Origin of the sequence: Nocardioides sp., assembly GCF_014360585.1 — a bacterium.
Taxonomy (GTDB): Bacteria; Actinomycetota; Actinomycetes; order Propionibacteriales; family Nocardioidaceae; genus Nocardioides.
In genome coordinates, this window is record NZ_JACIXG010000004.1 from 42143 (window position 1) to 65455 (window position 23313).

At 68.7% G+C, this 23313-nt stretch carries 24 protein-coding genes; 6 read left to right on the plus strand and 18 right to left on the minus strand.

The genetic code is table 11. The features are described 5' to 3' along the window. Positions 1–15 precede the first annotated feature (15 nt). The 9 genes from H5T77_RS02370 to H5T77_RS02410 all read right to left on the minus strand — a co-directional run bounded on the left by H5T77_RS02370 (position 16) and on the right by H5T77_RS02410 (position 7041). Positions 16–1332, minus strand: coding sequence for an NADH-quinone oxidoreductase subunit D (locus H5T77_RS02370; RefSeq protein WP_292644598.1), 1317 nt, complete (start codon positions 1330–1332; stop codon positions 16–18). Continuing rightward, positions 1329–1967: an NADH-quinone oxidoreductase subunit C gene (locus tag H5T77_RS02375; RefSeq protein ID WP_366816604.1), complete on the minus strand. Its 639-nt coding sequence runs from the start codon at positions 1965–1967 to the stop codon at positions 1329–1331. Before H5T77_RS02375 ends, H5T77_RS02370 begins: the two co-directional genes overlap by 4 nt. Next, the gene (locus tag H5T77_RS02380; protein WP_292644600.1) at positions 1964–2518 is read right to left on the minus strand and encodes a NuoB/complex I 20 kDa subunit family protein; all 555 of its coding nucleotides are present in this window, start codon (positions 2516–2518) and stop codon (positions 1964–1966) included. Before H5T77_RS02380 ends, H5T77_RS02375 begins: the two co-directional genes overlap by 4 nt. Before the next feature lies 1 nt (position 2519). Next, entirely contained in the window at positions 2520–2876 is a 357-nt protein-coding gene (locus H5T77_RS02385; protein ID WP_292644601.1) for an NADH-quinone oxidoreductase subunit A, read from the minus strand. A 208-nt stretch (positions 2877–3084) separates the two neighbouring features. Next, positions 3085–4143, minus strand: a complete 1059-nt coding sequence (locus tag H5T77_RS02390; protein ID WP_292644602.1) for a hypothetical protein — start codon at positions 4141–4143, stop codon at positions 3085–3087. Positions 4144–4319: 176 nt separating this feature from the next. After that, a complete protein-coding gene (locus H5T77_RS02395; protein WP_292644603.1) occupies positions 4320–4970 on the minus strand; it encodes an HD domain-containing protein in 651 nt (216 codons plus the stop codon). A gap of 62 nt (positions 4971–5032) precedes the next feature. Further along, positions 5033–5713, minus strand: a complete 681-nt coding sequence (locus tag H5T77_RS02400) for an ankyrin repeat domain-containing protein (RefSeq protein ID WP_292644604.1) — start codon at positions 5711–5713, stop codon at positions 5033–5035. Positions 5714–5732: 19 nt separating this feature from the next. Next, positions 5733–6422, minus strand: coding sequence for a demethylmenaquinone methyltransferase (locus tag H5T77_RS02405; protein WP_292644606.1), 690 nt, complete (start codon positions 6420–6422; stop codon positions 5733–5735). 37 nt (positions 6423–6459) lie between these two features. Beyond that, positions 6460–7041: a hypothetical protein gene (locus H5T77_RS02410; RefSeq protein ID WP_292644608.1), complete on the minus strand. Its 582-nt coding sequence runs from the start codon at positions 7039–7041 to the stop codon at positions 6460–6462. Between the two features lie 108 nt (positions 7042–7149). On the opposite strand from H5T77_RS02410, the gene H5T77_RS02415 reads away from it, so the two are divergent. From H5T77_RS02415 to H5T77_RS02425, 3 genes are read left to right on the plus strand one after another with little or no spacing between them, the layout of a single operon-like run. Next, the gene (locus tag H5T77_RS02415; protein ID WP_292644610.1) at positions 7150–8415 is read left to right on the plus strand and encodes an isochorismate synthase; all 1266 of its coding nucleotides are present in this window, start codon (positions 7150–7152) and stop codon (positions 8413–8415) included. A gap of 57 nt (positions 8416–8472) precedes the next feature. Next, entirely contained in the window at positions 8473–9105 is a 633-nt protein-coding gene (locus H5T77_RS02420; RefSeq protein ID WP_292644611.1) for an MBL fold metallo-hydrolase, read from the plus strand. Continuing rightward, the gene (locus H5T77_RS02425; RefSeq protein ID WP_292644612.1) at positions 9105–9383 is read left to right on the plus strand and encodes a YciI family protein; all 279 of its coding nucleotides are present in this window, start codon (positions 9105–9107) and stop codon (positions 9381–9383) included. The genes H5T77_RS02420 and H5T77_RS02425 overlap by 1 nt, the downstream gene beginning before the upstream one ends. 429 nt (positions 9384–9812) lie before the next feature. On the opposite strand, the gene H5T77_RS02430 is transcribed toward H5T77_RS02425, so the two are convergent. Continuing rightward, the gene (locus tag H5T77_RS02430; RefSeq protein ID WP_292644613.1) at positions 9813–11075 is read right to left on the minus strand and encodes an HNH endonuclease signature motif containing protein; all 1263 of its coding nucleotides are present in this window, start codon (positions 11073–11075) and stop codon (positions 9813–9815) included. Between the two features lie 657 nt (positions 11076–11732). Continuing rightward, on the minus strand, positions 11733–12563 hold the full coding sequence (locus tag H5T77_RS02435) for a GH25 family lysozyme (protein WP_292644614.1): 831 nt from the start codon (positions 12561–12563) through the stop codon (positions 11733–11735). 239 nt (positions 12564–12802) lie between these two features. On the opposite strand from H5T77_RS02435, the gene H5T77_RS02440 reads away from it, so the two are divergent. Genes H5T77_RS02440 through H5T77_RS02450 form a run of 3 tightly spaced genes read left to right on the plus strand, consistent with a single transcriptional unit; the run spans position 12803 to position 14213 of the window. Next, complete coding sequence (locus tag H5T77_RS02440) at positions 12803–13159, plus strand: ArsR/SmtB family transcription factor (protein ID WP_292644616.1); 357 nt, start codon at positions 12803–12805, stop codon at positions 13157–13159. Beyond that, on the plus strand, positions 13156–13644 hold the full coding sequence (locus H5T77_RS02445; RefSeq protein ID WP_292644618.1) for an SRPBCC family protein: 489 nt from the start codon (positions 13156–13158) through the stop codon (positions 13642–13644). The genes H5T77_RS02440 and H5T77_RS02445 overlap by 4 nt, the downstream gene beginning before the upstream one ends. Next, complete coding sequence (locus H5T77_RS02450; protein WP_292644620.1) at positions 13641–14213, plus strand: TIGR03086 family metal-binding protein; 573 nt, start codon at positions 13641–13643, stop codon at positions 14211–14213. The genes H5T77_RS02445 and H5T77_RS02450 overlap by 4 nt, the downstream gene beginning before the upstream one ends. Positions 14214–14337: 124 nt before the next feature. On the opposite strand, the gene H5T77_RS02455 is transcribed toward H5T77_RS02450, so the two are convergent. The 7 genes from H5T77_RS02455 to H5T77_RS02485 all read right to left on the minus strand — a co-directional run bounded on the left by H5T77_RS02455 (position 14338) and on the right by H5T77_RS02485 (position 23129). Continuing rightward, a complete protein-coding gene (locus H5T77_RS02455) occupies positions 14338–14703 on the minus strand; it encodes a hypothetical protein (RefSeq protein WP_292644622.1) in 366 nt (121 codons plus the stop codon). Positions 14704–14738: 35 nt separating this feature from the next. Further along, positions 14739–16340 carry a 2-succinyl-5-enolpyruvyl-6-hydroxy-3-cyclohexene-1-carboxylic-acid synthase gene (gene menD / locus H5T77_RS02460; protein ID WP_292644624.1) on the minus strand — a complete coding sequence of 534 codons (1602 nt, stop codon included), beginning with the start codon at positions 16338–16340 and terminating at the stop codon, positions 14739–14741. A 75-nt stretch (positions 16341–16415) separates the two neighbouring features. Beyond that, positions 16416–17384: an o-succinylbenzoate synthase gene (locus tag H5T77_RS02465; protein WP_292644626.1), complete on the minus strand. Its 969-nt coding sequence runs from the start codon at positions 17382–17384 to the stop codon at positions 16416–16418. Next, the gene (locus tag H5T77_RS02470; protein WP_292644628.1) at positions 17381–18418 is read right to left on the minus strand and encodes an AMP-binding protein; all 1038 of its coding nucleotides are present in this window, start codon (positions 18416–18418) and stop codon (positions 17381–17383) included. The genes H5T77_RS02465 and H5T77_RS02470 overlap by 4 nt, the downstream gene beginning before the upstream one ends. A 146-nt stretch (positions 18419–18564) precedes the next feature. Next, positions 18565–20523 carry a peptidoglycan DD-metalloendopeptidase family protein gene (locus H5T77_RS02475; protein WP_292644732.1) on the minus strand — a complete coding sequence of 653 codons (1959 nt, stop codon included), beginning with the start codon at positions 20521–20523 and terminating at the stop codon, positions 18565–18567. A 12-nt stretch (positions 20524–20535) separates the two neighbouring features. Further along, the gene (locus H5T77_RS02480; RefSeq protein WP_292644630.1) at positions 20536–21012 is read right to left on the minus strand and encodes a hypothetical protein; all 477 of its coding nucleotides are present in this window, start codon (positions 21010–21012) and stop codon (positions 20536–20538) included. A gap of 62 nt (positions 21013–21074) precedes the next feature. Continuing rightward, positions 21075–23129, minus strand: coding sequence for a hypothetical protein (locus tag H5T77_RS02485; protein ID WP_292644632.1), 2055 nt, complete (start codon positions 23127–23129; stop codon positions 21075–21077). Between the last annotated feature and the right edge of the window lie 184 nt (positions 23130–23313).

Sequence of the window (23313 nt, forward strand, 5' to 3'; positions counted from 1 at the left end):
ATCGAGTGGGGTGGTTCATCGGTCGACGCCTCCCATCACCGGGTCGATGGACGCGATCGCCACGATCACGTCGGCGACCATGCCGCCCTCGGACATGACGCTCGTGGCCTGAAGATTCGTGAACGACGGGTCTCGGAAGTGGACCCGGTAAGGCTTGGTGCCGCCGTCGCTGACCACATGGGCGGCGAGCTCTCCGCGCGGCGACTCGATCGCGACGTACGCCTGGCCTGCCGGCACCCGGAAGCCCTCGGTCACCAGCTTGAAGTGGTGGATCAGCGCCTCCATCGACTCGCCCATGATGTGGCGGATGTGGTCGAGGGAGTTGCCTTGGCCGTCGGCGCCGACGGAGAGCTGCGAGGGCCAGGCGATCTTCTTGTCGGCCACCATGACGGGCGCGCCGTCGAGATCCTTCAGCCGCTTGAGGGCCTGCTCCATGATCCGCAGCGACTCCCACATCTCGGCCAGCCGGATCCGGAACCGACCGTAGGAGTCGCAGGTGTCCCAGGTGATGACCTCGAAGTCATAGTCCTCATACCCGCAGTAGGGCTGGGTCTTGCGCAGGTCCCACGGGTAGCCGGTCGAGCGCAGGACCGGGCCGGTGAGGCCGAGCGCGAGACAGCCCTCGAGGTCGAGGTAGCCGACCTGCTCCAGGCGACCCTTGAAGATCGGGTTGGCGTTGCAGAGCGCGGCGAGCTCCGGCAGCCGCTTCTTCATCAGCTCGATGAACTCGCTCACCCGCGCGACGGTGTCTTCCGGCACGTCCTGGGCGATGCCGCCCGGACGGATGTAGGCGTGGTTCATCCGCAGGCCGGTGATGAACTCGAACAGGTCCAGGCACAGCTCGCGCTCGCGGAAGCCGATCGTCATCACGGTCAGCGCGCCGAGCTCCATGCCACCGGTCGCGATCGCTACCAGATGCGAGGAGATCCGGTTGAGCTCCATGAGCAGGACCCGGATGACGTCGGCCTTCTCCGGCACCTCGGCGCCGATGCCGAGCAGCTTCTCCACCCCGAGGACGTACGCCGTCTCGTTGAAGATCGGCGAGAGATAGTCCATCCGGGTGACGAAGGTCGTGCCCTGGGTCCAGGGGCGGAACTCCAGGTTCTTCTCGATGCCCGTGTGGAGGTAGCCGATCCCGGCACGCGCCTCGGTGACGGTCTCGCCCTCGAGCTCGAGGATCAGCCGGAGCACCCCGTGGGTCGAGGGGTGCTGCGGACCCATGTTGACGATGATCCGCTCGTCCTTGACGTCCTTGAGGGCGTCGGTCAGGTCGTCCCAGTCCTGGCCGGTGACGGTGAACGTGCGCGCGTCGTCAGCGTCTGTCGCGGTCATGAGTAGCTCCTGCGAGTGTCCGGCGGCGGGATGGTCGCGCCCTTGTATTCCACGGGGATCCCACCGAGCGGGTAGTCCTTGCGCTGCGGGTGGCCGGGCCAGTCGTCGGGCATCAGGATCCTGGTCAGACCCGGGTGGCCGTCGAAGACGATCCCGAACATGTCGTAGGTCTCCCGCTCGTGCCAGTCGAGCGTCGGGTAGATGGCCACCGCGCTCGGCACGTGCGGGTCAGCATCGGGAGCGGAGGTCTCGATGCGCACCCGGCGGTTGTAGGTCATCGAGAGCAGGTGGTAGACCGCGTGCAGCTCTTTGCCCTGGTCAGCGGGGTAGTGCACCCCGGAGACCCCGGAGCAGAGCTCGAAGCGCAGCTCGTCGCGGAGCACCTGCAGGGCCTCGAGCAGCCGCTCGCGGCGTACGTGGAAGGTCAGCTCTCCACGGTGGATGACCGCCTCCGCCTCGGTGAAGGCGAGGGCGTCGGCGAGCTCCTTGAACCAGCCGCCGTAGGGCTGCACCCCGACATCGCTGGTGCGGCTCGGCGTCGCCTGCTGGCGGGTGAGACCGCCGTAACCGCTGGTGTCGCCGGTGTCCTCCACGCCGAACATGCCGCTGTTCTGGCCGATGTTCTGGTCGTTCACCGCAGAAGTCCCGTCTGGTCGATCAGCGGCAGCTGGCGCAGCGCGGCGGTCTCGTTGGCGACCTCCTCGCGCTCGGCGTTGACGCCCAGCGAGCCGCCCTGGATGTTGTCGTGGAGCTTGAGGATCGCGTCGATCAGCATCTCGGGCCGCGGCGGGCAGCCGGGGAGATACATGTCGACGGGAACGATGTGGTCGACGCCCTGGACGATCGCGTAGTTGTTGAACATCCCGCCGCTGCTGGCGCAGACGCCCATCGCGAGCACCCACTTCGGCTCGGGCATCTGGTCGTAGATCTGGCGCAGGACCGGCGCCATCTTCTGGCTCACCCGGCCCGCCACGATCATCAGGTCGGCCTGCCGCGGGCTCGCGCGGAAGACCTCCATGCCGTATCGGGCCAGGTCGTACTTCGGCCCGCCGCTCGTCATCATCTCGATGGCGCAGCAGGCCAGCCCGAACGTCGCCGGCCACAGGCTCGCCTTGCGGAAGTAGCCGGCCATGCCTTCGACCGTGGTCAGAAGTACGCCGGAGGGGAGCTTTTCTTCGATACCCACGTCAGTCCCAGTCCAATCCGCCGCGGCGCCACACATAGGCGTACGCCACGAACACCGTCAGCAGGAAGAGGCCCATCTCCGCGAGGCCGAACCATCCCATCGCGTCGAACCTGACGGCCCACGGGTAGAGAAAGATGATCTCGATGTCGAAGATGATGAAGAGCATCGCGGTGATGTAGTACTTCACCGGGAAGCGACCACCCAGCGCCTGTGGAGTGGCCTCGATCCCACACTCGTAGGGATCCGCCTTGGCCTGGTTGACGCGTCTCGGTCCGACGACCGAGCTCATGATCAACGAACCGACCGCGAAGAGCGTCGCCAGTCCCGCCAACGCGAGCACCGGCACGTAGAGCTCCATCTCGCCTCCTACCCTGAGCGACCCACCCCTTCTTGAGACTTTGTGAATGGAATCACAATGTGGGCCAACTCACATCCTGCCACTCCTGTGGCGGAATGCAAGTCGGTTGCCGAAATGGCGCGCGGCACTTTCCCGCCATGGCAGGAAGGTGCATCGGCATACGGGCGCAAACGCTGGCAGAACCACGCCAGCGCGGAGTTGTGAACGGTCAGGAAGCGGTGCTGGCTGCAGGTTTCGGCGTGTCGAGGAAGGCTCGGGGGATCACGATGATCCGCTTGTCGACGTTGGCTGGTGTGGCTGGCCTTCCGTCTGGGCCGACCTGCACCATCTCGTACGTCACGGTGTGCTTGGTCAGCCGGCGTAGCTTCAGCCATCCCGGGGGCCAGGCAACGCTTCCCCACGGCCCCTGGACCTCGAGCCACTCACCCGCCGAACCGGTGACGGTGGCACCGACCGAATACATCCCGGACATCCGGCCCTCGCCGGTGAGCATCCAGGCGAACGGACCCAGCACCGTCAGCACAGTTATGAAGATCGCCATCCTGTAGGAGTCACTGGCAAGCCAGAATGCGATGTTGAAGCCGAACATGGCCGGGTACAACCACGTCGAAACGCCGAACTGCGCCCGAAGCCACGCCCGGACGAGCCGCAACCGCAAGCTCCGATCGACGACGACCGGCTCCCCCGCGGTCGGGGTCCCCACAGGCTCCCGGCTCGCTCCCCTCGCCAGCTCGCGTCTGATCTCCGGACCGATGAGCTGGGCCGGAAAGTCGACCGACCGCGCCACCTCATCGGGCCCGGTCGGAAGATACGCCGGTACGGCCAGCGTCTTCGCACCATCCTGCCGACACCGCACGAGCACCGGCCCGGCATCGGTCAGCGTCAGCCGCGACCAGGGATAGAAGGTGAGTCGCCTGAGCGTACGCATGCCCAACCCGCTCTCCGTCGCCCATGCGACGAGAGTGGCCCCAACAGGAAACTCGCGCTCCACGCGGCGAGAGACTGTCCACAGCGGAATCGTCAGCGTGAACGTGAGACAGACGCCTCCGAGGATCAAGAGCATCGCGAGCGCGACCCTGCCGAAGGTTCCCAGACCGAAGTCATGCGTGCCGAACCAGAACGATCCGGTCAACAACACCGGCGGAACCAGCCCTTGGGCCCAATAGGCCACGCTCCGCAACCGCAGACTCACCATGGCCCGTATGAGCCGACGCTGATCGTCGATCGTGACGGTCCAGCTTGTCACCGATCCCGGCACCACATCCACGTCCACGAGCAGCTCCCCTCAGCGTCCCCGCAGCCCAAAGTCGCCGCAGCGTAACGGATACCCAGGAGGGAATATGCCGAGTCGGCCCGTCCTCACCCGAAATCTCGCCGAGTCGGCTCGTTATGACGAGCCGACTCGACCTGCTTGCGCGTCAGGATGCGCCGACTCGGCGATGGTCAGTCGGGATCGGGGCGGATCCAGCCCTTGGCGAGCCCCGCACGGACGAGTGCGTCGGTGGCGGAACCGAGGGTGGTCGAGGCGGCGACGACGCCGGCCTCGCGGGCACGGACCCGGGACTCGGTCGCGCCGGGCATGCCCCAGGTTCCGCCGCGGTTGAGCCAGTTGAGGAGCATCGGCTCGAGGCGGTCCATGGCCTTGCAGAAGCGCGCCTCGGGGGTCTGGGCGGCCTCGAACTCGTCCCACAGGGCACGGATCTCACCCGCCTGGTCCGGCGGCAGCATCGTGAAGAGCCGATCGGCTGCGGCGATCTCGCGCTCGACCTGGTCAACGACCGAGGCAGCATCGAAGACCGGGCTGTCGCCGGCGTAGATCTCGACCATGTCGTGAATGATCACCAGCTTGATCGCATGCCCCACGTCGATGGGCTCGTCGGCGTACTCCGCCAGCAGCAGCACCATCAGCGCCAGATGCCAGGAGTGCTCGGCGTCGTTCTCCCGCCGATCCGCCGCTGCCAGCGGCGAGGCCCGCAGGATCGTCTTCAGCTTGTCCGCCTCGGCGATGAACTCCAGCTGAGCCCGCAGCCTCCCACCGATCTCGTCCGGGAGCGGGTTCAGGTCGATGATCAGATCCTCGTGAGCGTCAGCCATGGGACGACCCTCGCATGCTTGCGTACGTGAGGTCCCGACAGGATCGCCCACCGGTGTCTGCCTCAGCGGGTGGGGAGAGCGGGGGCGGCGCGCCTGGAGCGGCTCACGTAGGTCGAGCCCTCCGGGGCGACGACGGCGTAGGAGTCGCCCAGGCGGGAGTTGTACTCCAGGTGGGCGCGGCCCCAGAACATGCCGATCCGGATGCCGCCGTACATCCCCGGAGCGGTGAACCAGGCTTCGTCGGGGCCGCCCTCCTCGGAGATGAGCCGAACGTCGAACGTACGCAGCTGGTGCTCGCCACGGAACTCGGCGGTCAGCTCGGCGAGCGTCGTGTTCACGTGAAGGTTGACGTTCTCGAGATTGTCACCGAGCGGGGTGCCGGGGCGGAAGTACGGGTCGAGCATGTCGAGCAGGTGGTCGTGACCGCGGCGCTGGGCGAGCTGGTAGGGCGTCTCACCATGGGCGGTGGGCAGAGACCTGACGCCACCCAGCGAGAGCAGCTCCTGGACCGTCTCCCGCGGCGCACCGAGGTAGGCGGCGTGGTGCAGCGGCGTGAACATCGACTCGCCGCCGATCTTCCAGGTGTTCACGCCGACGGTGTAGTCGTTGCGTACCTGCGAGAGCGCGCGGCGCCAGTCTCCCTGCGCGGCAGCATCGGTGAGCGAGTCCCTGGCCTTGACCGCCGCGGGGCCGTAGGCCTCGCGAGGCATCAAGATGCCGTCCCATGGCAACGTCGTGGTCATAGTCGAACTTTCGCAGAGATCAAGCGGTTGCGTGATGAAGAGCGACGATCCCGGCTGAGAGATTCGTCCACGTCGGCGACTGCCAGCCCGCTGAGGACAGCATGTCGGCGAGACCTGCCTGGTCGGGCCACGCCCGGATCGACTCAGCGAGATAGACGTACGCGTCCGGGGAGGACGATACCGCCCGCGCGACCGGCGGGAGCGCCTTCATCAAGTATTCGACGTAGACCGTCCGGAACGGCTTCCAGGTCGGGTGCGAGAACTCGCAGACCACGATCCGACCGCCAGGCCGGGTGACCCGGCGCAGCTCACGCAGGCCGGCTTCGGGGTCGACGATGTTGCGCAGACCGAACGAGATCGTCACCGCGTCGAAGGTCCCGTCGCGGTAAGGCAGCTTGGTACCGTCGCCGGCCGTGAACGGCAGGTGCGGCTTGGTCTCCTTGCCGACCTTGAGCATGCCGATCGAGAAGTCGGTCGGGACCACCTCGGCTCCGGCGTCCAGGAACGGCTGGGACGAGGTGCCGGTCCCGGCGGCGAGGTCGAGCACGAGCTCGCCCGGCTTCGGGGCGACGGCCTTGATGACCTCGCGTCGCCAGCGGCGGTCCTGGCCGAGCGAAAGTACGTCGTTGGTGAGGTCGTAGCGCTTGGCCACCGCGTCGAACATGCGACGGACCTCGCCGGGCTGCTTGTCCAGATCTGCTCGGGTCACGGGCTGATTCTGTCTCGGGTCTCCGTCAGACCCGAACTCAGGCCAGCTTCTCGAAGATCTCGTCGGCGTACTTCGCCGCGTCCTTCTTCGAGGCGGCGGTCGCCTGGACGGTCAGATTCTTGGAGGCGTGCGAGCAGGTCGCCTGGCTCTGACCGGTCTGCTGGTCGGCGCTGGCGTAGCAGACGTTGTCGCCCACCTTGGAGACCTCGCCACCGCCGTAGTAAGCGCTGCCGTCGCCGGCGAAGGCACGGATCATCACGGACTTCTGCATGTCCTTGGTGATGTACGTGCGCGAGGCCATCGAGAACCCGAGAGCGTCGGAGACATTGCGGTCCTCGGTCTTCGAGCTGGCGGCGTTCTGCTTGATGAACACGTCCAGCTGCTCCTCGGACGCGCCCTGCTTCTTGATCACGTCGAGGTCGTAGGAAGACTTCTTGTCAGCTGGCTTGTAGCCGCCCGACAGAGTCTCCGGAAGCGTGATCTTCACACCGGAGTGGGATTCGGAGTCGCCAACCCACCGTGGCAGGCCAACGCCCAGCACGACGAAGAGGGCCAAGGCGATGATGCCGAGGGTGATGCCGTTCTCTGCGATGAACGACTGCTCTTTGTTGGTACTCACGCCAGCGCACGCTACAACCCATCTGGTGATGGATGACAAATGGGGCGACCATGCCACATACATCACTTCGACTCGTCGCCGCCGACACCACGCCGATACGCTGGGTGCGTGAGTGAGTCGGAGCAGCAGTCCCTGGTAGCCACCACCGTGGCCCTCGACGCCGGGTCGGAGACGCTCGAAGACCTGCTCGCGCTGCTTCCTGCGCGCCGGCGCGTGCTGTCCTGGGTCCGCCACGGCGAGGGCCTGGTCGGCTGGGGCACCGCCGCCGAGATCCGTACGTCGGGACCCGAGCGGTTCGCGCACGCCACCAAGTGGTTCGACGAGCTCGCCGCCGTCTCCACGGTGTCTGACGCCGTCGGCGAGCCCGGCACCGGGCTCGTCGGGTTCGGCTCCTTCGCCTTCGCGGACCTTCCGGGATTCTCCGTCCTCAAGATCCCTTCGGTCATCGTCGGCAAGCGCGGTGACGTCGCCTGGGTCACCACCGTCGGCCCGGCCGCCACGCCGCCTCCCCCGCTGGCTCCGATGCCGCCGCCGGAAGCCCCACGCGACGTCGTCTTCGCCGACGCGTACGTCGACGGCGAGCACTGGATGCGGATCGTCGCCGACGCCGTCTCCCGGCTCCAGGACGGGGACCTCGACAAGGTCGTCCTCGCCCGCGACCTGCTGGCCGCGGCCAGCGCGCCGATCGACATCCGGGCGGTGCTGCGGCGGCTGGCCGCGGCGTACCCGACCTGCTGGACGTTCCACGTCGACGACCTCTTCGGCGCGACCCCCGAGCTGCTCGTCCGCCGCGAGCGTGGCCTGGTCACCTCCCGCGTGCTCGCGGGCACGATCTGGCCCACCGGCGAGGAGGCCCATTCAACGGGATCCAGCGACCACGCTCTCGCCGCCTCGCTGGCCGCGTCGTCGAAGAACCTCGAGGAACACGAGTACGCCGCCAGGTCGGTCGCCGACGCGCTGGAGCCGCACTGCTCCTCGATGAACGTGCCCGAGGCGCCCTTCGTGCTCAAGCTTCCGAACGTGATGCACCTGGCCACCGACATCACCGGCGTCGCCAGCGACGGGGTGAGCTCGCTCGATCTGGCCGCCGCGCTGCACCCCTCGGCCGCGGTCGGCGGCACCCCGCGCAAGGAAGCCGTCGCGCTCATCGCCGAGATCGAGTCGATGGAACGCGCCCGCTACGCCGGGCCCGTCGGCTGGATGGACGCCTCCGGAGACGGCGAGTGGGGCATCGCGCTGCGTTCGGCCGAGATGATCGACGACCGCACCGCCCGCCTCTTCGCCGGCTGCGGGATCGTGGCCAGCTCCGACCCGGAGACCGAGCTGGCCGAGACCCAGGCAAAGTTCGTCCCCATCCGCGACGCCCTCTCCTGAGCGGCCCCGTCCGAGAGGGCGCCAGGCGGGTGGGACGCCCGCGATAGATTCGGCGACATGAGGATCACGAAGTTCGGCCATGCCTGTGTCCGGATCGAGCACGACGGGGCGGTGGTGGTGGTCGACCCCGGTGTGTTCTCCCAGCCCGAGGCGCTGGACGGCGCGACGGCGGTGCTGATCACCCACGAGCACCCAGACCACTACAACCCGGACCTCCTGGAGGGCAGCGACGCACCGGTCTACACCATCGGCGCAGTCGCGGCGCAGATCCTGAAGAGCGCTCCGGCGGTCCACGAGCGGACCACCGTGGTGAAGCCTGGCGAGTCGTTCGACGTCGGTCTCCCTGTCACCGCGGTCAACGAGAAGCACGCGGTGATCCACGCCGACCTGCCCCACTTCGACAACTCGGGCTACCTGATCCAGGCCGGGGACACGAAGCTCTTCCACCCGGGCGACGCACTCGACGGCCCGGGTGAGGCTGTCGACGTACTCTTCCTGCCCGTCTCCGCCCCATGGGCCCGCTCCTCCGAGCTGATCGACTTCGCCCGCGAGGTCGGCGCCTCCCGCACAGTCGCGATCCACGACCGGGTCTACTCCGAGTTCGGCTCCGGCGTCTTCGACACCCAGGCCGCCAACCTCATCCCAGCCGAGCACGGCTACGTACGCCTCACAGACGGAGCTGACCTCTGATGGCCCTCATCGCAGTCCTCTACACCTACAACGACCTCCCCGACGTACGCGCCGAGCACCTCGACGCCCACCGGGAGTTCCTCGCCGGCCGGCCCGACCTGGTGCTCGCCGGCCCCACCTCCGACGGCTCCGGCCTCCTCCTCTTCGAGGGCGTGGTCGCAACTGTCGAGACGGCCGTGGACGACGACCCGTTCCTTGCGGCCGGACTGATCAAGGAGCGCCGGGTCTTCGAGTGGACGCCGGTGCTTGGGTCCTGGAAGGGCCAGTTGGGGCTTTAGGACTTCGTCGATCGCGGGGATTGGGTCGGTTGCTGGCCGTGTCACGTCGGGCTGGGGCCGCCGACCCGTTATGGATGGTGTTCACGCCGGACCCCGGAGTCAAGGACGGCCTTCGGCCGCCGGCTTCGCCGGCCGCTTCGCGGTCCTTGACACCGTGATCCGTCGAGAATTTTGGCTGGCTATCGGGTCGGCGGCGGGGTATGGCGCAGCGAGTTTGGGTCGCGTACGGGCTTGGGGACCGGGGTGGTCGGTCCTGGCAGGTGAGGTCTGCGCGGGCGCTGTACTAGCCGATGACACCTTGTGAATCGTTCACAAGGGGCGCTCCCGTGTCTTGTCGGAGGCCACTAGGTCGTCGGCTATGACAGAGGGTCCGAGTTCGTGAAACCCTTCACAAGGTCGACCCGGTAGACCGGGGAGGCCGCAGCGCGGTCAGACGCGGCGGGTGAACCGGATCCGTCCGTCCGGGAGGCGTTCATGGTCGTAGTTCGGGTCATGAATCCGGCGATGGTCACTGGGGCACAACAAGACCATGTTGGCGAGATCGGTTCGGCCGCCTGCCGACCAGGGTTTCAGATGATGTGCCTCGGTCCACGCGGCTGGTGCGTCACAGTCTTCTGCTTGGCAGCACTTGTCTCGTAACCGCAGCGCACGGTGTTGGACCGGGTGGGCCAGGCGGATGCTGCGGCCGAAGTCGAGGATCTCAGAGCCTGTGCCCAGGACGACGGGGATGAGGTCGGCGTTGCAGGCCATCCGACGCGCCTCCGCGGCGGTGATCTGCTCCCCATCGAACCCCAACGCTGCGGTGCCGAGGTCGTTGCGGAGGTCCTCGACACTCATCGTGATGAACACCGTGGTGGCGTGGCCACCATGCCGAGGGAGCTGGTCGACGTCGTAGGTCTCGATGACCCGGGCGAAGGCCTGGCCCAGCAGCCGGTCATAGGGGGCTTTACGGCCCCGGTCTTCTGCGGAGAGCTTCCTCGGCTGCGCCAGGGAGTCCAGGATGGTCCGGAGTCGGTGACCGACCGCGTTCGAAACGCGGGCGTGGATGTCCACGGTCCCGTCGCCGTTGGCGCGAGAGGTGAAGAACGTACGCCGCTGGGCGCGTTCTTCCTCCCGCTGGAGGGCTTTGGCTTCGGCGGCCTCGAACCGTTCGGGATCGACCTCGGCCAGGATCCGTTTCCCGATGATCTCGAGCTTGGTCGCGGTCATCTCGGTGGCGTACTCGACCAGCAGCTTCTCCGCGAGCACCAGGTTCTCGGTGCTGGCTTCGGGGTCGGCCTCGACCGCCTCGAGGGCCTTGACGATCACCCGGGCCTTGTCTGGGGACACGACACCTTCAGCCAGGCCGGCGGCGACGAGCTCGTACTTCGCGAGTCCGGCGGCCAGCTTCACCTCGGAACGTCCGACCTTCTTGTCGACCAGCAGCTCGGTCCACATCCACCCCGAGACATCTCTCGCGCCGGTCTCCTCGGCAATGTCACCCGAGACAGCGAGGACCCGCAGCTTCAACGCGGCGTGCTTGGCCTGGATGATCTCCAGACGCTTCAACCGGTCTTTCTTCTGGCCGGTGCGCCAGTAGGCAGGGTCCCTGGTGAGCAGGGTGTCGAGGGAGGATTCCAGGGCGGCGAGCTCTGCGTCGATCGGGTCCTGAGGGTTGGTTCCCCAGTGGTTGATCTCGGGTTCGAGACTCATCGCCGCCCCCTCCTCTCCGAGTGTTCAGAGGCGTGTTGTGATGGGTCTGATTCTACCCTTCAACAAGCATCTAGGCCACCTATCTCCGCAGGTCAACCGTTGTTTTCGCGGTGAGCGAAACGGCCCCGTACTTGTGGATGGTAAGTGGCCCGAAGGGCCACCCTCGCACCCCACGCGCATCACCGTTTCGAGCAATGATTCCTCCGCGCCACACCCGGGCCGCCGCCCCGATAGCCAGCCATATCTTTTCTCGACATGGTCCGGTGTCAAGGACCGCGATAGCGGCCGGCGTAGCCGGCGGCCGAAGGCCGTCCTTGACGCCGGGGCATGTCGAGAACACCCTCGAAGAAGGGTCGGCGGCCCAGGTCGGCCTTCGGGTGGGACGTTCCGGCAGGGAGGTCTCGACAGGCTCGACCACCGGGGGCCGGTCGTTCCGGCAGGGGACCGTGTTGGTCTCGACACGCCTCCGCCTAGCGGCTCCGGCGGCTCGACCAGCGGGGGCGGGGTCTCGACAAACTCGACCAGCGGGGATGAGGGTCTCGACAAACTCGACCAGCGGGGACGAGGTCCCGACCAGCGGAGCGGGTCGAAAGCTCGACCACCAGGGACGGGGCCGAGGAGGCCACTGGCCAACCTCGACCCCGGAGGCGAAACAGATCACCCCAGAGCAAGCGCCCGAAGCCGCTCCAGCGACCCGTTGAACGTGTTCTGATCCAACGGCGAAGAGGTGTACTGCCAGAAGGTGTAGTAGTTCCAACCCGCCGGCAGCGTGCCCGGCGTAGAGGCGTAGCGGGCGATCCACAACGGATGAGCAGCCGAGAACTGCGAGGTGTTACCGGTGCAGGTCGTCCACCAGTCGGTGGTCGTGTAGATGACCGCGTCGCGGCCGGTGCGGGCGCGGTAGCGACTCAGGAAGGCCGAGATCCACGAGCGCATCGAGGCTTGCGACAGGCCGTAGCAGGTGCCCCCGCCGTAGGGGTTGTACTCGATGTCGAGCACCCCGGGCAGGGTCTTGCCGTCGGCCGACCAACCGCCGCCGTTGTTGACGAAGTAGTCGGCCTGGGCGGCGCCGCCGGAGTCGGACGGGTTGGCGAAGTGATAGGCGCCGCGGATGAAGCCCTGGTTGTAGGAGCCGTTGTACTGCTGCGGGAAGTAGGTGCTGTTGCGGTAGTAGGTGCCCTCGGTCGCCTTGATGTAGGCGAACCGTTTGCCCTGGCCCCACCAGTAGGCCCAGTCGACGTTGCCCTGGTGACCAGAGACGTCCATGCCGCTCACCGTCGCCTGCGCGGTGATCGGGGTGTCGCTGGGGGAACCGCCCTTGGCGTGCGAACCGGGCGTCGACCAGCCGACGTACGCCCCGTGCTTCAGCGTGACGCCGTGGGACTTCGCCTTCTGGGTGAGCTGGCGATCGTCCTTCTCGGCGGCGACGGCGGACTGGGTCGGAGAGAGGGAGAAAGCAAGGAGGAGACCGGCGGCTACGGCGGTCACTCTCATGGATCTGCGGCGCGAAGGACTCATGGGGGTAGGCCTTTCCCGAGGAGGAGAGTGCATCGACAGACATCAGCCCGAACGAAGTGTCCGGCCACAACATGGTCCCGCAACCGATGTCCCCCGCGGGCTATTTTCCGGTAAGCAAGTTACTCAACCGAACGGTTGACGAACTGCGGATCGCCGCCTAGGCTCATTGTCAACCAAGTGGTTGAGAAATAGCAGGAGATGAGCGGCGCATGAGCGAGGACAGACTGTCCCGAGTCTTTGCAGCACTGGCCGACCCGACCCGGCGCGACCTCGTCGCCCGGCTCTCGTCAGCCGACGCGACGGTCGGCGAGCTCGCGGCGCCCTACGACGTCAGCCTCCAGGCTGTCTCCAAGCACCTCAAGGTGCTCGAGGAGGCCGGCCTGGTCAGCCGCGAGTCGCGCCGTGCCCCCGTACGTCTCGAAGCGGAGGTGTTCGACCTCATGACGAAGTGGATCGACCGATACCAACAGCAGGCCGAGGAGCGCTACCGCCGACTGGACGCGCTGCTCGAGGAGATGCAGGAAAGCACACCACGAGAAGCATCACGAGAACAGGACGCATCATGACCACCACGAAACACGAGACCACGATCGAGGCCTCCAAGGAGACCCCGACGATCACCATCGTCCGCGAGTTCGACGCTCCTCCGGAGCTCGTCTTCCGCGCCCACGCCGAGAAAGAGCTGTACGCCAAGTGGGTCGGCCCGCGCGACATCGGCATGAACATCACCCAGTGGGACTTCCGCACCGGCGGCTCGTGGGCCTACTCGGCCGAGCGTGACGGTGACGAGTTCACCCAGTTCTTCGGCAGTTTCCACGAGGTGCGCGAGAACGAGCGCATCGTCCAGACCTTCACCTGGCGCGGCGCGCCCGACGGCGCCTCGCTGGAATACCTCACCCTCGAACCGCTCCCCGGCGACCGCACCCGGTTGACCGGCCTCAGCGTCGTCGAGTCCTTCGAGACCCAGGCCGCGATCATGGCCAGCGGCATGGACACGGGCGTGACCCAGGGCTACGAGCAGCTCGACGAGCTCCTCGCGGAGCTGTCGTGAGCGCCGCCGACCTGAGTCCGGGCGAGCAGCACGCGTACGACGCGGCCCGGTTCGCCGAGATCGTCGACTTCGTCCCATCCGCCGAGGACTGGGCCCGCCCCAGCCCTGTCGCAGCATGGACGGCGCTGGACGTGGTCTCGCACCTGGTCGAGTGGTCACGCGGCTTCATCCAGGGTTCGGCCGGCGTGGAGCTGGCGCCGCTCGACGTCGCGGATGACCCGGCCGCCGCCTGGAAGACCCACACGGCCGACGTACAGGCCCTCTTCGACGACCCCGCGGGCCGCATCGTCTCCAACCCGCACATGGGCGACAAGCCGCTCGACGTGGCGCTCTCGGAGATCTACACCCCCGACATCTGGATGCACTCCTGGGACCTCTCCCGCGCCCTCGGCCGCGACTTCGACCTCGGCACCGAGCGCGCCGCCGGGATGCTCGCCGGCGCGGCTGCCATGGAAGACGCGATGCGCGCCTCCGGCCAGTTCGGCCCGAGGTTCGAGGTCCCCGGGGACGCCCCTCCCCAGGAGCAGCTCCTCGGCTTCATCGGCCGGGACCCGGGCTGGACCCCGTGACTCCTGCCGAGTCGGCTCGTCATGACGAGCCGACTCGCGCTCTGATTCGGTCAGGATGCGCCGACTCGGCACAACGGGGCGCGGACATGCCTCGGCGACCTCCTCCAGATCGAGGAAAGCTGAGTCAGGAGAGGGTCAGGTAGCCAACACCGTCGGCGAATCGGCACTGATAGTTGAGCACGATCGCTTCTTCGCCGGGCGGAAGCAGGATCGAGGCCGCCCGCGAGCCAAGATCCTGCGACAGCTGCCCGCCAGACTGCCCGCCTTCACAACGCGCAGCCACATGGCAGGGACGGTCGGCCGGGATCTCGAAGCTCACCTGGCCCCAGTAGACCCAGTAGTCACGCCCGTCGATGGAGACGATCGGCGGCATCTTGGAGAGGTACTCGGTCTTCGCAGTGCTGCTCATGAACAGCGTCAGCAGGCGTTTCGGGCCTTGATGGACGTCGACGTACGGCACCACGCTCGGCCACTGCTGCTCATCGGTCACGGACACACTGTGCCATTCCTTGCCCGGGCTGCGGCTCAGGAACGAGCCAGGCCGCGGATCGCGAGGTCGAGGTCCCGACGGCCGGCCCGGGAGACCACGGCCTCGACGACCTCGATGCCGCCGTTGGGCGAGGCGAGGGCGGCCTCGAGCTCGGGAACGGATGTCACCGCGAGGTGCGGGATCCGATGGGCGGCGCAGAGGGACTCCAGCGAGGTCCCGTGCGGGGTGCCGAAGAGCCGCTCGAAGCTGTCCGCGTAATCGTCGGCGCCCTGTTCGAGCGAGGCGAAGATCGAGCCGCCGTCGTCGTTGGCGACCACGATGGTGAGGTCGGGGCGGACCTCGTCGGGGCCGAGCAGGAGGCCTCCGGAGTCGTGCAGGAAGGTCACGTCACCCATCAGCGCGAGCGCACGCGTCGAGGAACGCCCGGCAGCAGCGCCGATCGCCGTGGAGACGATGCCGTCGATGCCGGCCAGGCCACGGTTGGCCAGCACCTTCCGTCGCCCGCCGACCCGGTTGGGTCGCATCATCAGATCCAGGTCGCGTACGGGATTGGAGGGGCCCAGCATCAGCAGGCCACCGTCGGGAAGGGCGCGGGCGACGCAGGCAGAGACGTCGTACGCCGTCATCTCCGGCTGCTCGTGGAGCAGCCTGTCCACCTGGCGGCTGATGGTGCGGTCGGCCTCCTGCCACTCCTCCAGCCACGCCGGATCAGGCTCACCCTCGACATGGAGCCTGTTGCGGATCGTGCGGTCGACCCGGAACGGGCGCGCGGGCCAGACCCCATCGACCGGGGCCGCGATGATCTCGACGTCGCCACGTGCGAGCAGGTCGGTGACGGGCCGGGAGAGGGTCGGGTGGCCGTAGACGACGACGCGCTCGACCCGTTCGGCGAGCGGTGACTCCAGCAGCAGCCGGTAGGAGCGCAGGGCGTTGTCGCCCGTGCGGGCACCCGAGGAGGGCTCGGCGAGCAGCGGCCAGCCGCCGTCCTGGGCGAGGATGCGAGACGGCGGACCGGCGTCGTCACCGGCCACGACGACCGTGCGTGGCGTGCCGGCGCCGGTCGGGATCGACTCGTGGATCATCAGCTCCGGACGTACCGGCTCCGGACGCACCTCGACCTCCGGCGGCTCCCACCGGTCGGTCGGGGTCAGCGGGACGTCGAGCTGAACGTTCCAGTGGACGGGGCCGCGTGCGGCGTCGAGCGCGGCCAGGTCGGCCTCGGCGGGCGCCTCGGCCAGGTCGAGCGTCTCCACGAGTCGGCCGAAGATGCCGACGTGGTCGGTGACCTGGTTGGCGCCGGTCTCGCGGAGCCGCGCCGGGCGATCGGCCGTGACGACGACCAGGGGCACGCCCGCGTGAGCGGCCTCGAGCACCGACGGGTGCAGGTTGGCGACCGCGGTGCCGGAGGTGCACATCACTGCCGCGCGCGAGCCGACCTTGGTCAGGCCGAGCGCGAAGAAGCCGGCGGACCGCTCGTCGATCCGGGTGTGCAGGCGCACCAGCCCCGCTCGCGCCGCGTCGAAGACGGCGAACGACAGCGGCGCGTTGCGTGATCCCGGGGCGATCACGATGTCGGTGACCCGCGCCTCGAGGAGCGTGGTGACGACCGTCCGGGCAAGCTCAGTTGCAGTGGCCATGCGTGCTCCGTTCATCGGGCCAGGCGGGGCGGCAGACATGGCTCAGTTCCCCGCCATAGCGGGAAGGTGTCGCGCTCATCGCAGGCTCTCCCGGTAGGCGAGGACATCGGCCAGGCGCCGGCGCCAGAACTCCGTACGCTCCGGAGAAGCCCGCAGCCCCGGGTCAGCGAGCAGGCGCTCGGGCACGGGCGAGACCGGGAGCACGGGCAGCACCCCGCCGGACGGAAGGAGCGGGGTGGCCGCGATCTCCTCGGTGAACATCGAGACCGTGCCGAGCCCGCAGGCGTAGGGAAGCTCCGGCAGCGCCGCCGCGAGCGCGATCCCCGCCGCCATGCCGACCGAGGTCTCCAGCGCCGAGGAGACCACGCACGGCAGCCCGATGTCCTCGGCGATCCGCAGGCAGGCACGTACGCCGCCCAGCGGCTGCACCTTCAGCACGGCCACGTCGGCGGCCTCGAGGTCGCGTACGCGATAGGGGTCCGCGGCTCGGCGGATCGACTCGTCGGCGGCGATCGGGACGTCCACCTTGCGGCGTACCTCGGCCAGCTCCTCGACCGTGAGACAGGGCTGCTCGACGTACTCCAGGCCACCGGCGGCACTCTCCAGCACCCTGATCCCGGCGATCGCCTCGTCGACCGCCCAGAGCCCGTTGACGTCGATCCGCACCTTGCCGGCAGGGCCAAGCGCGTCCCGGACCGCCTCGACGCGGGCGATGTCGTCGGACAGGCTCTGCCCCGGATCGGCGACCTTCACCTTGGCGGTCGCGCACCCGGAGCGGGTCACGATCTCGTGGGCGCGCTCCGGTCCGACGGCCGGAACGGTCGCGTTGACCGGCACGGTGTCACGGACCGGCGCGGGCCAGTCCCCCGCGGCCGCCTCCTCGGCGCAGCGCAGCCAGGGCTCGATCTCGGGGGTGTCGTAGTCGAGGAACGGCGACCACTCGGCCCATCCCCCGGCGCCTTCGAAGACGAGGCCCTCGCGCTCGGTGATCCCGCGGAACCGGGTGGTCATCGGAAGGGAGAAGACGTGCAGCTGGTCGTTCATCGGGCCGCCTCGTTGTTCGCGGCCAGTGCGAGCAGGGCCTGCCGGTCGGGTTTTCCGTTGTCGAGCAGCGGGATCTCGTCGAGCATGACGACCTCCCGCGGGGCCCAGGAGCGAGGGTGCTCCGCGGCGACCCAGTCCCGGGCGGCGCTGGCGTCGATGTCGCCGACCACGAAGGCGACCAGCCGCTGGCCCCACTCCTCGTCGGGAGTGCCGAGCGCCTCCGCGGCCGTGACCGCCGGGTGCTCGCGGAGCCGCCTGGCGACGAGCGCCGCCGGCACCTTCACCCCACCGGTGATCACCATGTCGTCGACCCGACCGAGGATCCGGAGCCGACCGTCCTCGTCCAAGGTGCCGGCGTCGGAGGTGAGGAACCAGCCGTCCACCAGGGCGTTCGCGGTCTGCTCGGGGTCGTCCTGGTAGCCGTCGAAGAGCGTCGGCCCGCTGATCCGGACCCGTCCGTCGGTGCCGATCGCGATCCCGACCCCGTCCAGCGGCATCGCGTCGTAGACGCAGCCACCGCAGGTCTCGGCAGATCCGTAGGTGGCGACGACGTCGACCCCGGCCTCTTCGGCGCGGGCGCGCAACGACGGGTCGATCGGGCCGCCGCCGAGCAGCAGAGTGTGGAAGCCGGCCAGCGCGGCGAGGTCGTCACCGCCCGACTCGAGGATCCGGTGCAGCTGGGTCGGGACCATCGAGACGAAGCGCGGCCCGGCCGCCATCGCCGCCGCGGCGTCGGCGAACGACCTGTGGGCCGCGGCGATCACCGGCTCGTGGCCGGCCAACAGCGACCTGGCGATCACGTTGGCCCCGGCGACGTACGATTCAGGGAGCGTCAGCAGCCACTGCCCGCTCGCCCCGACGCGGCGCGCCGACGCCGCTGCGGACGCCTTCACGGCTTCCCGCGACAACATCACCCGCTTGGGCCTGCCCGTCGACCCCGAGGTCTCCACGACCCAGTGCTCCGGGCCGCCTCCCCGGAGCCATTCAGCCATCGCAGCGACGGTGCTCTGAGCCCGTTCCACCGCGTCGTTCATGAGGCAAACGCTATCCCCTGCCGGGTGGGGGTTCGCGGTGGGCCGGTGGGGCCCGCGGGCTGTAACACGCTGTTCGTAGGTCTATCCGGTCGTTATAACGGGCGAGTAGTCCTACGAACGACGTGTTACACGTGGATCAGGCGCCGCTACTGGCCGCGGATCTTGTAGTCCGCCACCAGGCCGTGGTGGTCGGACTCCAGCCTGAACGTGGCATGGCGAGTGGCGGCGGCGGTCGCCCTCGATCCGAGGAGCCAGTCGATGGTGCCACCGCCGTCGTGGGTCGCCCAGCCCTGCGGGGGCGCGCCGAGGGTCTCGAAGGAGGAGGTCATCCCGGCCTTGGTCATCAGCGGTTTCGGCCCCCACGGATCCCCGTCGCCACCGCTGCGGGGGTAGGGAGAGTTGAGGTCACCGGCGACGAGCACAGGGCCGTACTTCTGCAGCCCCTGCGCCAGCCCGGCGAGCTTCGCGAAGCCGCGCTGGGCCTCGTCCCTACGCGCCTGGGGGCTCTTGGCGGGCGAGGTCATCGCATGGGTCGAGATGACCGAGATACGGCCGGAGCCGTCGCTGCTCGCCAGGACCACCCAGGTGGCGTACCGGCTGTCGTTCTTGACCCCCGTGACCGGCTTGGTGAGCTGGACGACGCCCTTGTCGACCGCCACCCAACGGTCGGTCCGCCACATGACCACAGGGCTGAGGGCCTGGCTGCGAGCGCCGTACTCGTCCGCCGAGGCTCGGTAGGAGCCGTAGCCCCGCACCGAGATGTCCGAGACCGAGCGCGACTGGGCCTCGTTCAAGGAGACGAAGTCGGGCCCGTGCTTCAAGACCCTCGCCAGGTCGGAGCGGTATCGCGAGCGGGACAGCGAGACCTTGATGTTGGCCTGCGCGATGCGCACCTGCGGGCCGGAGACGGCGGCCGGGGCGGCGGCAGGCTGGCCCGCGCGCGGTCCCACGCCGGGCAGCCCCGCGACCTGCTTGGTCGCCTCGAGGGTCTTGCCGATGTTCTTCTTCAGCCACGCCGCGGGGTCGACCTGGTCCTGCAGATAGCCGCCACCGTGCGGGTGCACCTCGAAGTGGAGGTGGCAGCCGGTCGAGTTGCCCTCGCTGCCGACCTGTCCGATGACCTGTCCGGCCTTCACGCGCTGGCCCGGGCTGACCGAGAGCGACTGCATGTGGCCGTACCAGGTGGTCAGGTTGCCCGGCGCCGTCTGCACCTTCACCAGCCAGCGACCCGACCAGCCCCAGCCGCCGCCGGACTCGATCACGATGGTGCCGCCGTGGGCGGCCTGCACGGGCGTGCCGCACGGCGAGGAGTAGTCGTTGCCGGTGTGCATGTTGGCCCAGTTGGAGCCGCCGTTGCCGTAGTTGTTGTTGTCGAGCGCGAGGCCGGCCTGGATGGGACGTACGACGGAGGTGCTGATCCCGGCCATGCCGATCGTGCAGGACACGTCGGTCGCGGTGGCCGTCAGGTCGGCGGCCGAGACCCCGTCGGCGAGCGCGGCGACGAGGGCACGCGCCTCGTCCTCGTGCTGGGCGTACGCGAGCGGGAAGGCGGATCGCTGCACCGCCTGGGCGGCCGCGGTGACCTGCATCTTGCGCCAGCCCGCGATGTCCAGGAGACCGGTGTTGCCCGTGTGGGCGGCCACGCCGTAGAACGCCTGGGCGGACTTGACCGGGTTCATGATGTCGGCGATCGACCCCCAGCCGGAGATCGGACGCTGCTGGAAGAGGCCCACCGAGTCGCGGTCGCCGTAGTTGATGTTGCGCAGGGTGCTCTCCTGCATCGCGGTCGCGAGCGCGATCACCCATCCGTACGCCGGGACGCCGGCCTGCTTGCCGACCGCCACGATCGTGCGGGCGTTCTGGACCTGCTCGGTGGTGAACCCGGAGACGCTGCCCTCCGCCTCCTCACCGTCGACACCGACCCCGCCGCCGGTGGGGATCGCGTTGGTCCCGCCGATGCAGCCCGACTCGGCCTGGTCCTGGTTGCTCTGCTCAGTGCTCGCCAAGCCCCCAATCAGGATCACCAAGGCACCCGTGACCACCAGGACCAACGTGACCGCGGCGGCCACGAGCCCCCAGATGAGACGCGCTTTGGCGATCAGCATGGCAGGCACGGTCTAACCTCCCGGGAGGATGTTGGCGACGTACCAGACGTTGCCGATCAGGGTCAGATAGACGATGACCTTCGGGCCGTCGGTGGCGACCTCGACGCGAGCCTCGGAGTCGTTCTGCTCCAGCACCTTCGGCGGGCCGACGACCTTCGTGGCCGGCACCGTGGCGGGATCGGTGGGGCCCAGCGCCTGGGCCAGCGACTCGTCAGGGTTGGCAGCGTTGATCCCGGCCCACCACTGTTCGCTGGTCAGGTCGGGGCGCGCCCAGGCGGTGACGAACTTGGTCGCGGCGGCACCCGGGTCCGGCACCGGCGCGACGGACGCACCGGCGGATCCGCTGGCGCCCGCCGAGGCCGAGGCGGAGGCCCCGCGTCCCGGCTGCGCGGCCGGATCCGCCTCGGGAGCGTCGCTCCACTGGGCGATGACCCAGATGACGAAAACGATGCCGACAGCCACCGAGAAGAACCGGAACGGCGACCTCATGGGCCACCTCAGCAGCGGGGCGATGACCTCCCACAGCACACCCCGCGTCGTTGTCGACCGCACTACCGGGACCCTCCTTCACTTGGCCGCCAGCTCGAACCGTTGTCGACGGGCACCGAGCGGTTCCCGTTCGGCGAGTAGATGACGAAGACCGGGTTGCCGTCCGAGTCGTAGTCCACGTTGGCCTCCGCCACGGGAGACTGTCGTGGCGGCTCCGGCTCGCGGTCGGCGTAGGAAGCGGAGGTGTAGTCGACGGGGCTCGGCGCCTCGGGGCGGTCCTGGGTGTAGACCTGCCCGGCGCGGCCACGGGGCGCCTCGTCGCGGGAGTGCGGCTCGTCGCGCTCGGCGGAGCGCGAGTCCATCCACTGGGTGGCCACCTGCTCACCGTCCCTGTCGCCCGCCGAGGACCCCAGGGCGTACGCCGCGGGGACGCTCGCGCTCGACCCGGCGCCCAGCGCTCCGGCGGCCGTCACCGGTGCCTGGCCCGGCACCTGCTGGGCGACCATCGTCGGCCGGCTGCCGGTCAGCTCATGCCCGGGCATGTAGACCCCGCCCGGGCTCGTGACGGACCCGGTCCCGCCGCCGGCGGGCTGCGGGTCGGAGGTCGCGTCGCGGACCCCGGCCTCGGTGCCCGTCCGGGCGCCGACGTACGAGGACAGCATCGAGCTCAGTCGGCCCATGCCCGGGATCGGGATCCCGTACGCAGCAGGGCGGGTGAGTCGCCAGGCCAGCATGGTCAGCACCGCGATCAGCCCCAGCTTGAGCACGAACCACATGTCGGTGGTCAAGATCGCCGAGTCGAACCGCAGCAGGAGCAGCGCGACCAGGAAGTAGATCGGGCCCATCACCAGCGGACCCACCACCCGTTTGAGCATCGCCACCGCGGCGTCTCGGGTGTGGTCGAGCATGAACAGCACCCCGGCTGCCGGCGCGAACGGCACGATCAACCTGATCAGCGCGAACGAGAGCAGGATCGCCAACCCCGCGACCAGCAGGAACCCGCACACGACCACGACCACCGCGAGGTTCACCAACGCCGTCGTCGCCCGCTGGGACCAGTGCTCGCCCTTGAAGTACTCATACGCCACCGGGTCGGACTCCTTGACCGCCTCGGCATGCTTCTTGAACGCGTCCTGCTTGGCCTCCAGGACCTTCTTGCCGTCCCCGTTGGGGTCCTTGCGGTAGGTGTCGTACTCCTGCCAGGAGAAGTGCGTGGACCGGAACACCCGCGGCCCGTACTGCTTCGCCGTGGCCGAGTCCGGGTCGCCGAACGCGCCCGCCAGCCAGGTGCGGTACTGCGTCGAGCGCACCACGTCGTCCATCTGGCTGTCGATGGCCTTGACCGCGTCGGTCTCGCCGAACTTGTCGTCGTTGACCCCCGGCACCGTACGGCCGTCGTTGAACCCGGTCGCGATCATCCCCGTCGCCGACCGCACGCCGTCGTCGACCAGCCGGGTCGACTCCACCGGATACTGGATCAACCACGAGGTCACCACCAGCACGCCAAGAGCCCAGCCCGCAGCGGTCACCGCCCGCGAGAACCGGCCATCACGCGCACGGATCATCACCGTCGCCGCCACCAGCAGCAGCACGACGCTCACCCAAGGCGCCCACACCCCGTCGGTGACCGCCTTGGACGCCGCCACGATCGGACCGTCGAGAGTCTTGAGGAAGGAGTTCTCCCCGATCACCGCGTTCAACAGCGCGTGGGACCAGTTCGGCAGGATCCCGGAGATCTCCAGCAGGATGTTGCCCAGCGAGGTGCCGGCCCCGGCGATGAACTGCCCGGTGCACCCGTTGTCATAGGTCCACCACTGCGGCGAGGTCCCGTACGCCGACTCCAAGGAGACCTCGTCCTTGTTGCGGAACGGGTCCAGCTCGTCGTCGATCTTCTTCGGGTCGTTCAGCTCCGTGCCAGCCCTCGACGCCGCCCCCAGCGCCGTCATCCGGACGATGAAACTGCCGTCGCCGTAAGGAGAGGCCGGCATCGGCGCATCCAGGTTGTTGCACGCATCGCTCACACCCGAGAGCCCACCCGTCGGGTCGAACGGGATCGGGATGTCGATCCCCTTCGGCCCTGCAGCCGCCGGCCCGGCGACGGACAGAAGAGCGACCACGAGTACGACCAGAGCAGCCGCCCTACGGCGCCACCCGCCTCCGTTGGTTGAGCCGCGAGCGCCAGCGAGCGTGTCGAAACCAACACAGTCCTCCCGGCGCTCGACGAGACCGTGTTGGTCTCGAACCGGATTCGCTCGTTCCTCACGAATCCGGCTCGACCAGCGTTGACGGGGGCGCGGTGGC

Excerpts from the sequence above, each read along its gene's own strand:
- H5T77_RS02370 (WP_292644598.1), bottom strand. The coding sequence starts at position 1,332 with ATGACCGCGACAGACGCTGACGACGCGCGCACGTTCACCGTCACCGGC.
- H5T77_RS02385 (WP_292644601.1), bottom strand. The coding sequence starts at position 2,876 with ATGGAGCTCTACGTGCCGGTGCTCGCGTTGGCGGGACTGGCGACGCTC.
- H5T77_RS02395 (WP_292644603.1), bottom strand. The coding sequence starts at position 4,970 with ATGGCTGACGCTCACGAGGATCTGATCATCGACCTGAACCCGCTCCCG.
- H5T77_RS02400 (WP_292644604.1), bottom strand. The coding sequence starts at position 5,713 with ATGACCACGACGTTGCCATGGGACGGCATCTTGATGCCTCGCGAGGCC.
- H5T77_RS02420 (WP_292644611.1), top strand. The coding sequence starts at position 8,473 with ATGAGGATCACGAAGTTCGGCCATGCCTGTGTCCGGATCGAGCACGAC.
- H5T77_RS02425 (WP_292644612.1), top strand. The coding sequence starts at position 9,105 with ATGGCCCTCATCGCAGTCCTCTACACCTACAACGACCTCCCCGACGTA.
- H5T77_RS02430 (WP_292644613.1), bottom strand. The coding sequence starts at position 11,075 with ATGAGTCTCGAACCCGAGATCAACCACTGGGGAACCAACCCTCAGGAC.
- H5T77_RS02440 (WP_292644616.1), top strand. The coding sequence starts at position 12,803 with ATGAGCGAGGACAGACTGTCCCGAGTCTTTGCAGCACTGGCCGACCCG.
- H5T77_RS02445 (WP_292644618.1), top strand. The coding sequence starts at position 13,156 with ATGACCACCACGAAACACGAGACCACGATCGAGGCCTCCAAGGAGACC.
- menD (WP_292644624.1), bottom strand. The coding sequence starts at position 16,340 with ATGGCCACTGCAACTGAGCTTGCCCGGACGGTCGTCACCACGCTCCTC.
- H5T77_RS02465 (WP_292644626.1), bottom strand. The coding sequence starts at position 17,384 with ATGAACGACCAGCTGCACGTCTTCTCCCTTCCGATGACCACCCGGTTC.
- H5T77_RS02470 (WP_292644628.1), bottom strand. The coding sequence starts at position 18,418 with ATGAACGACGCGGTGGAACGGGCTCAGAGCACCGTCGCTGCGATGGCT.
- H5T77_RS02475 (WP_292644732.1), bottom strand. The coding sequence starts at position 20,523 with ATGCTGATCGCCAAAGCGCGTCTCATCTGGGGGCTCGTGGCCGCCGCG.
- H5T77_RS02480 (WP_292644630.1), bottom strand. The coding sequence starts at position 21,012 with ATGAGGTCGCCGTTCCGGTTCTTCTCGGTGGCTGTCGGCATCGTTTTC.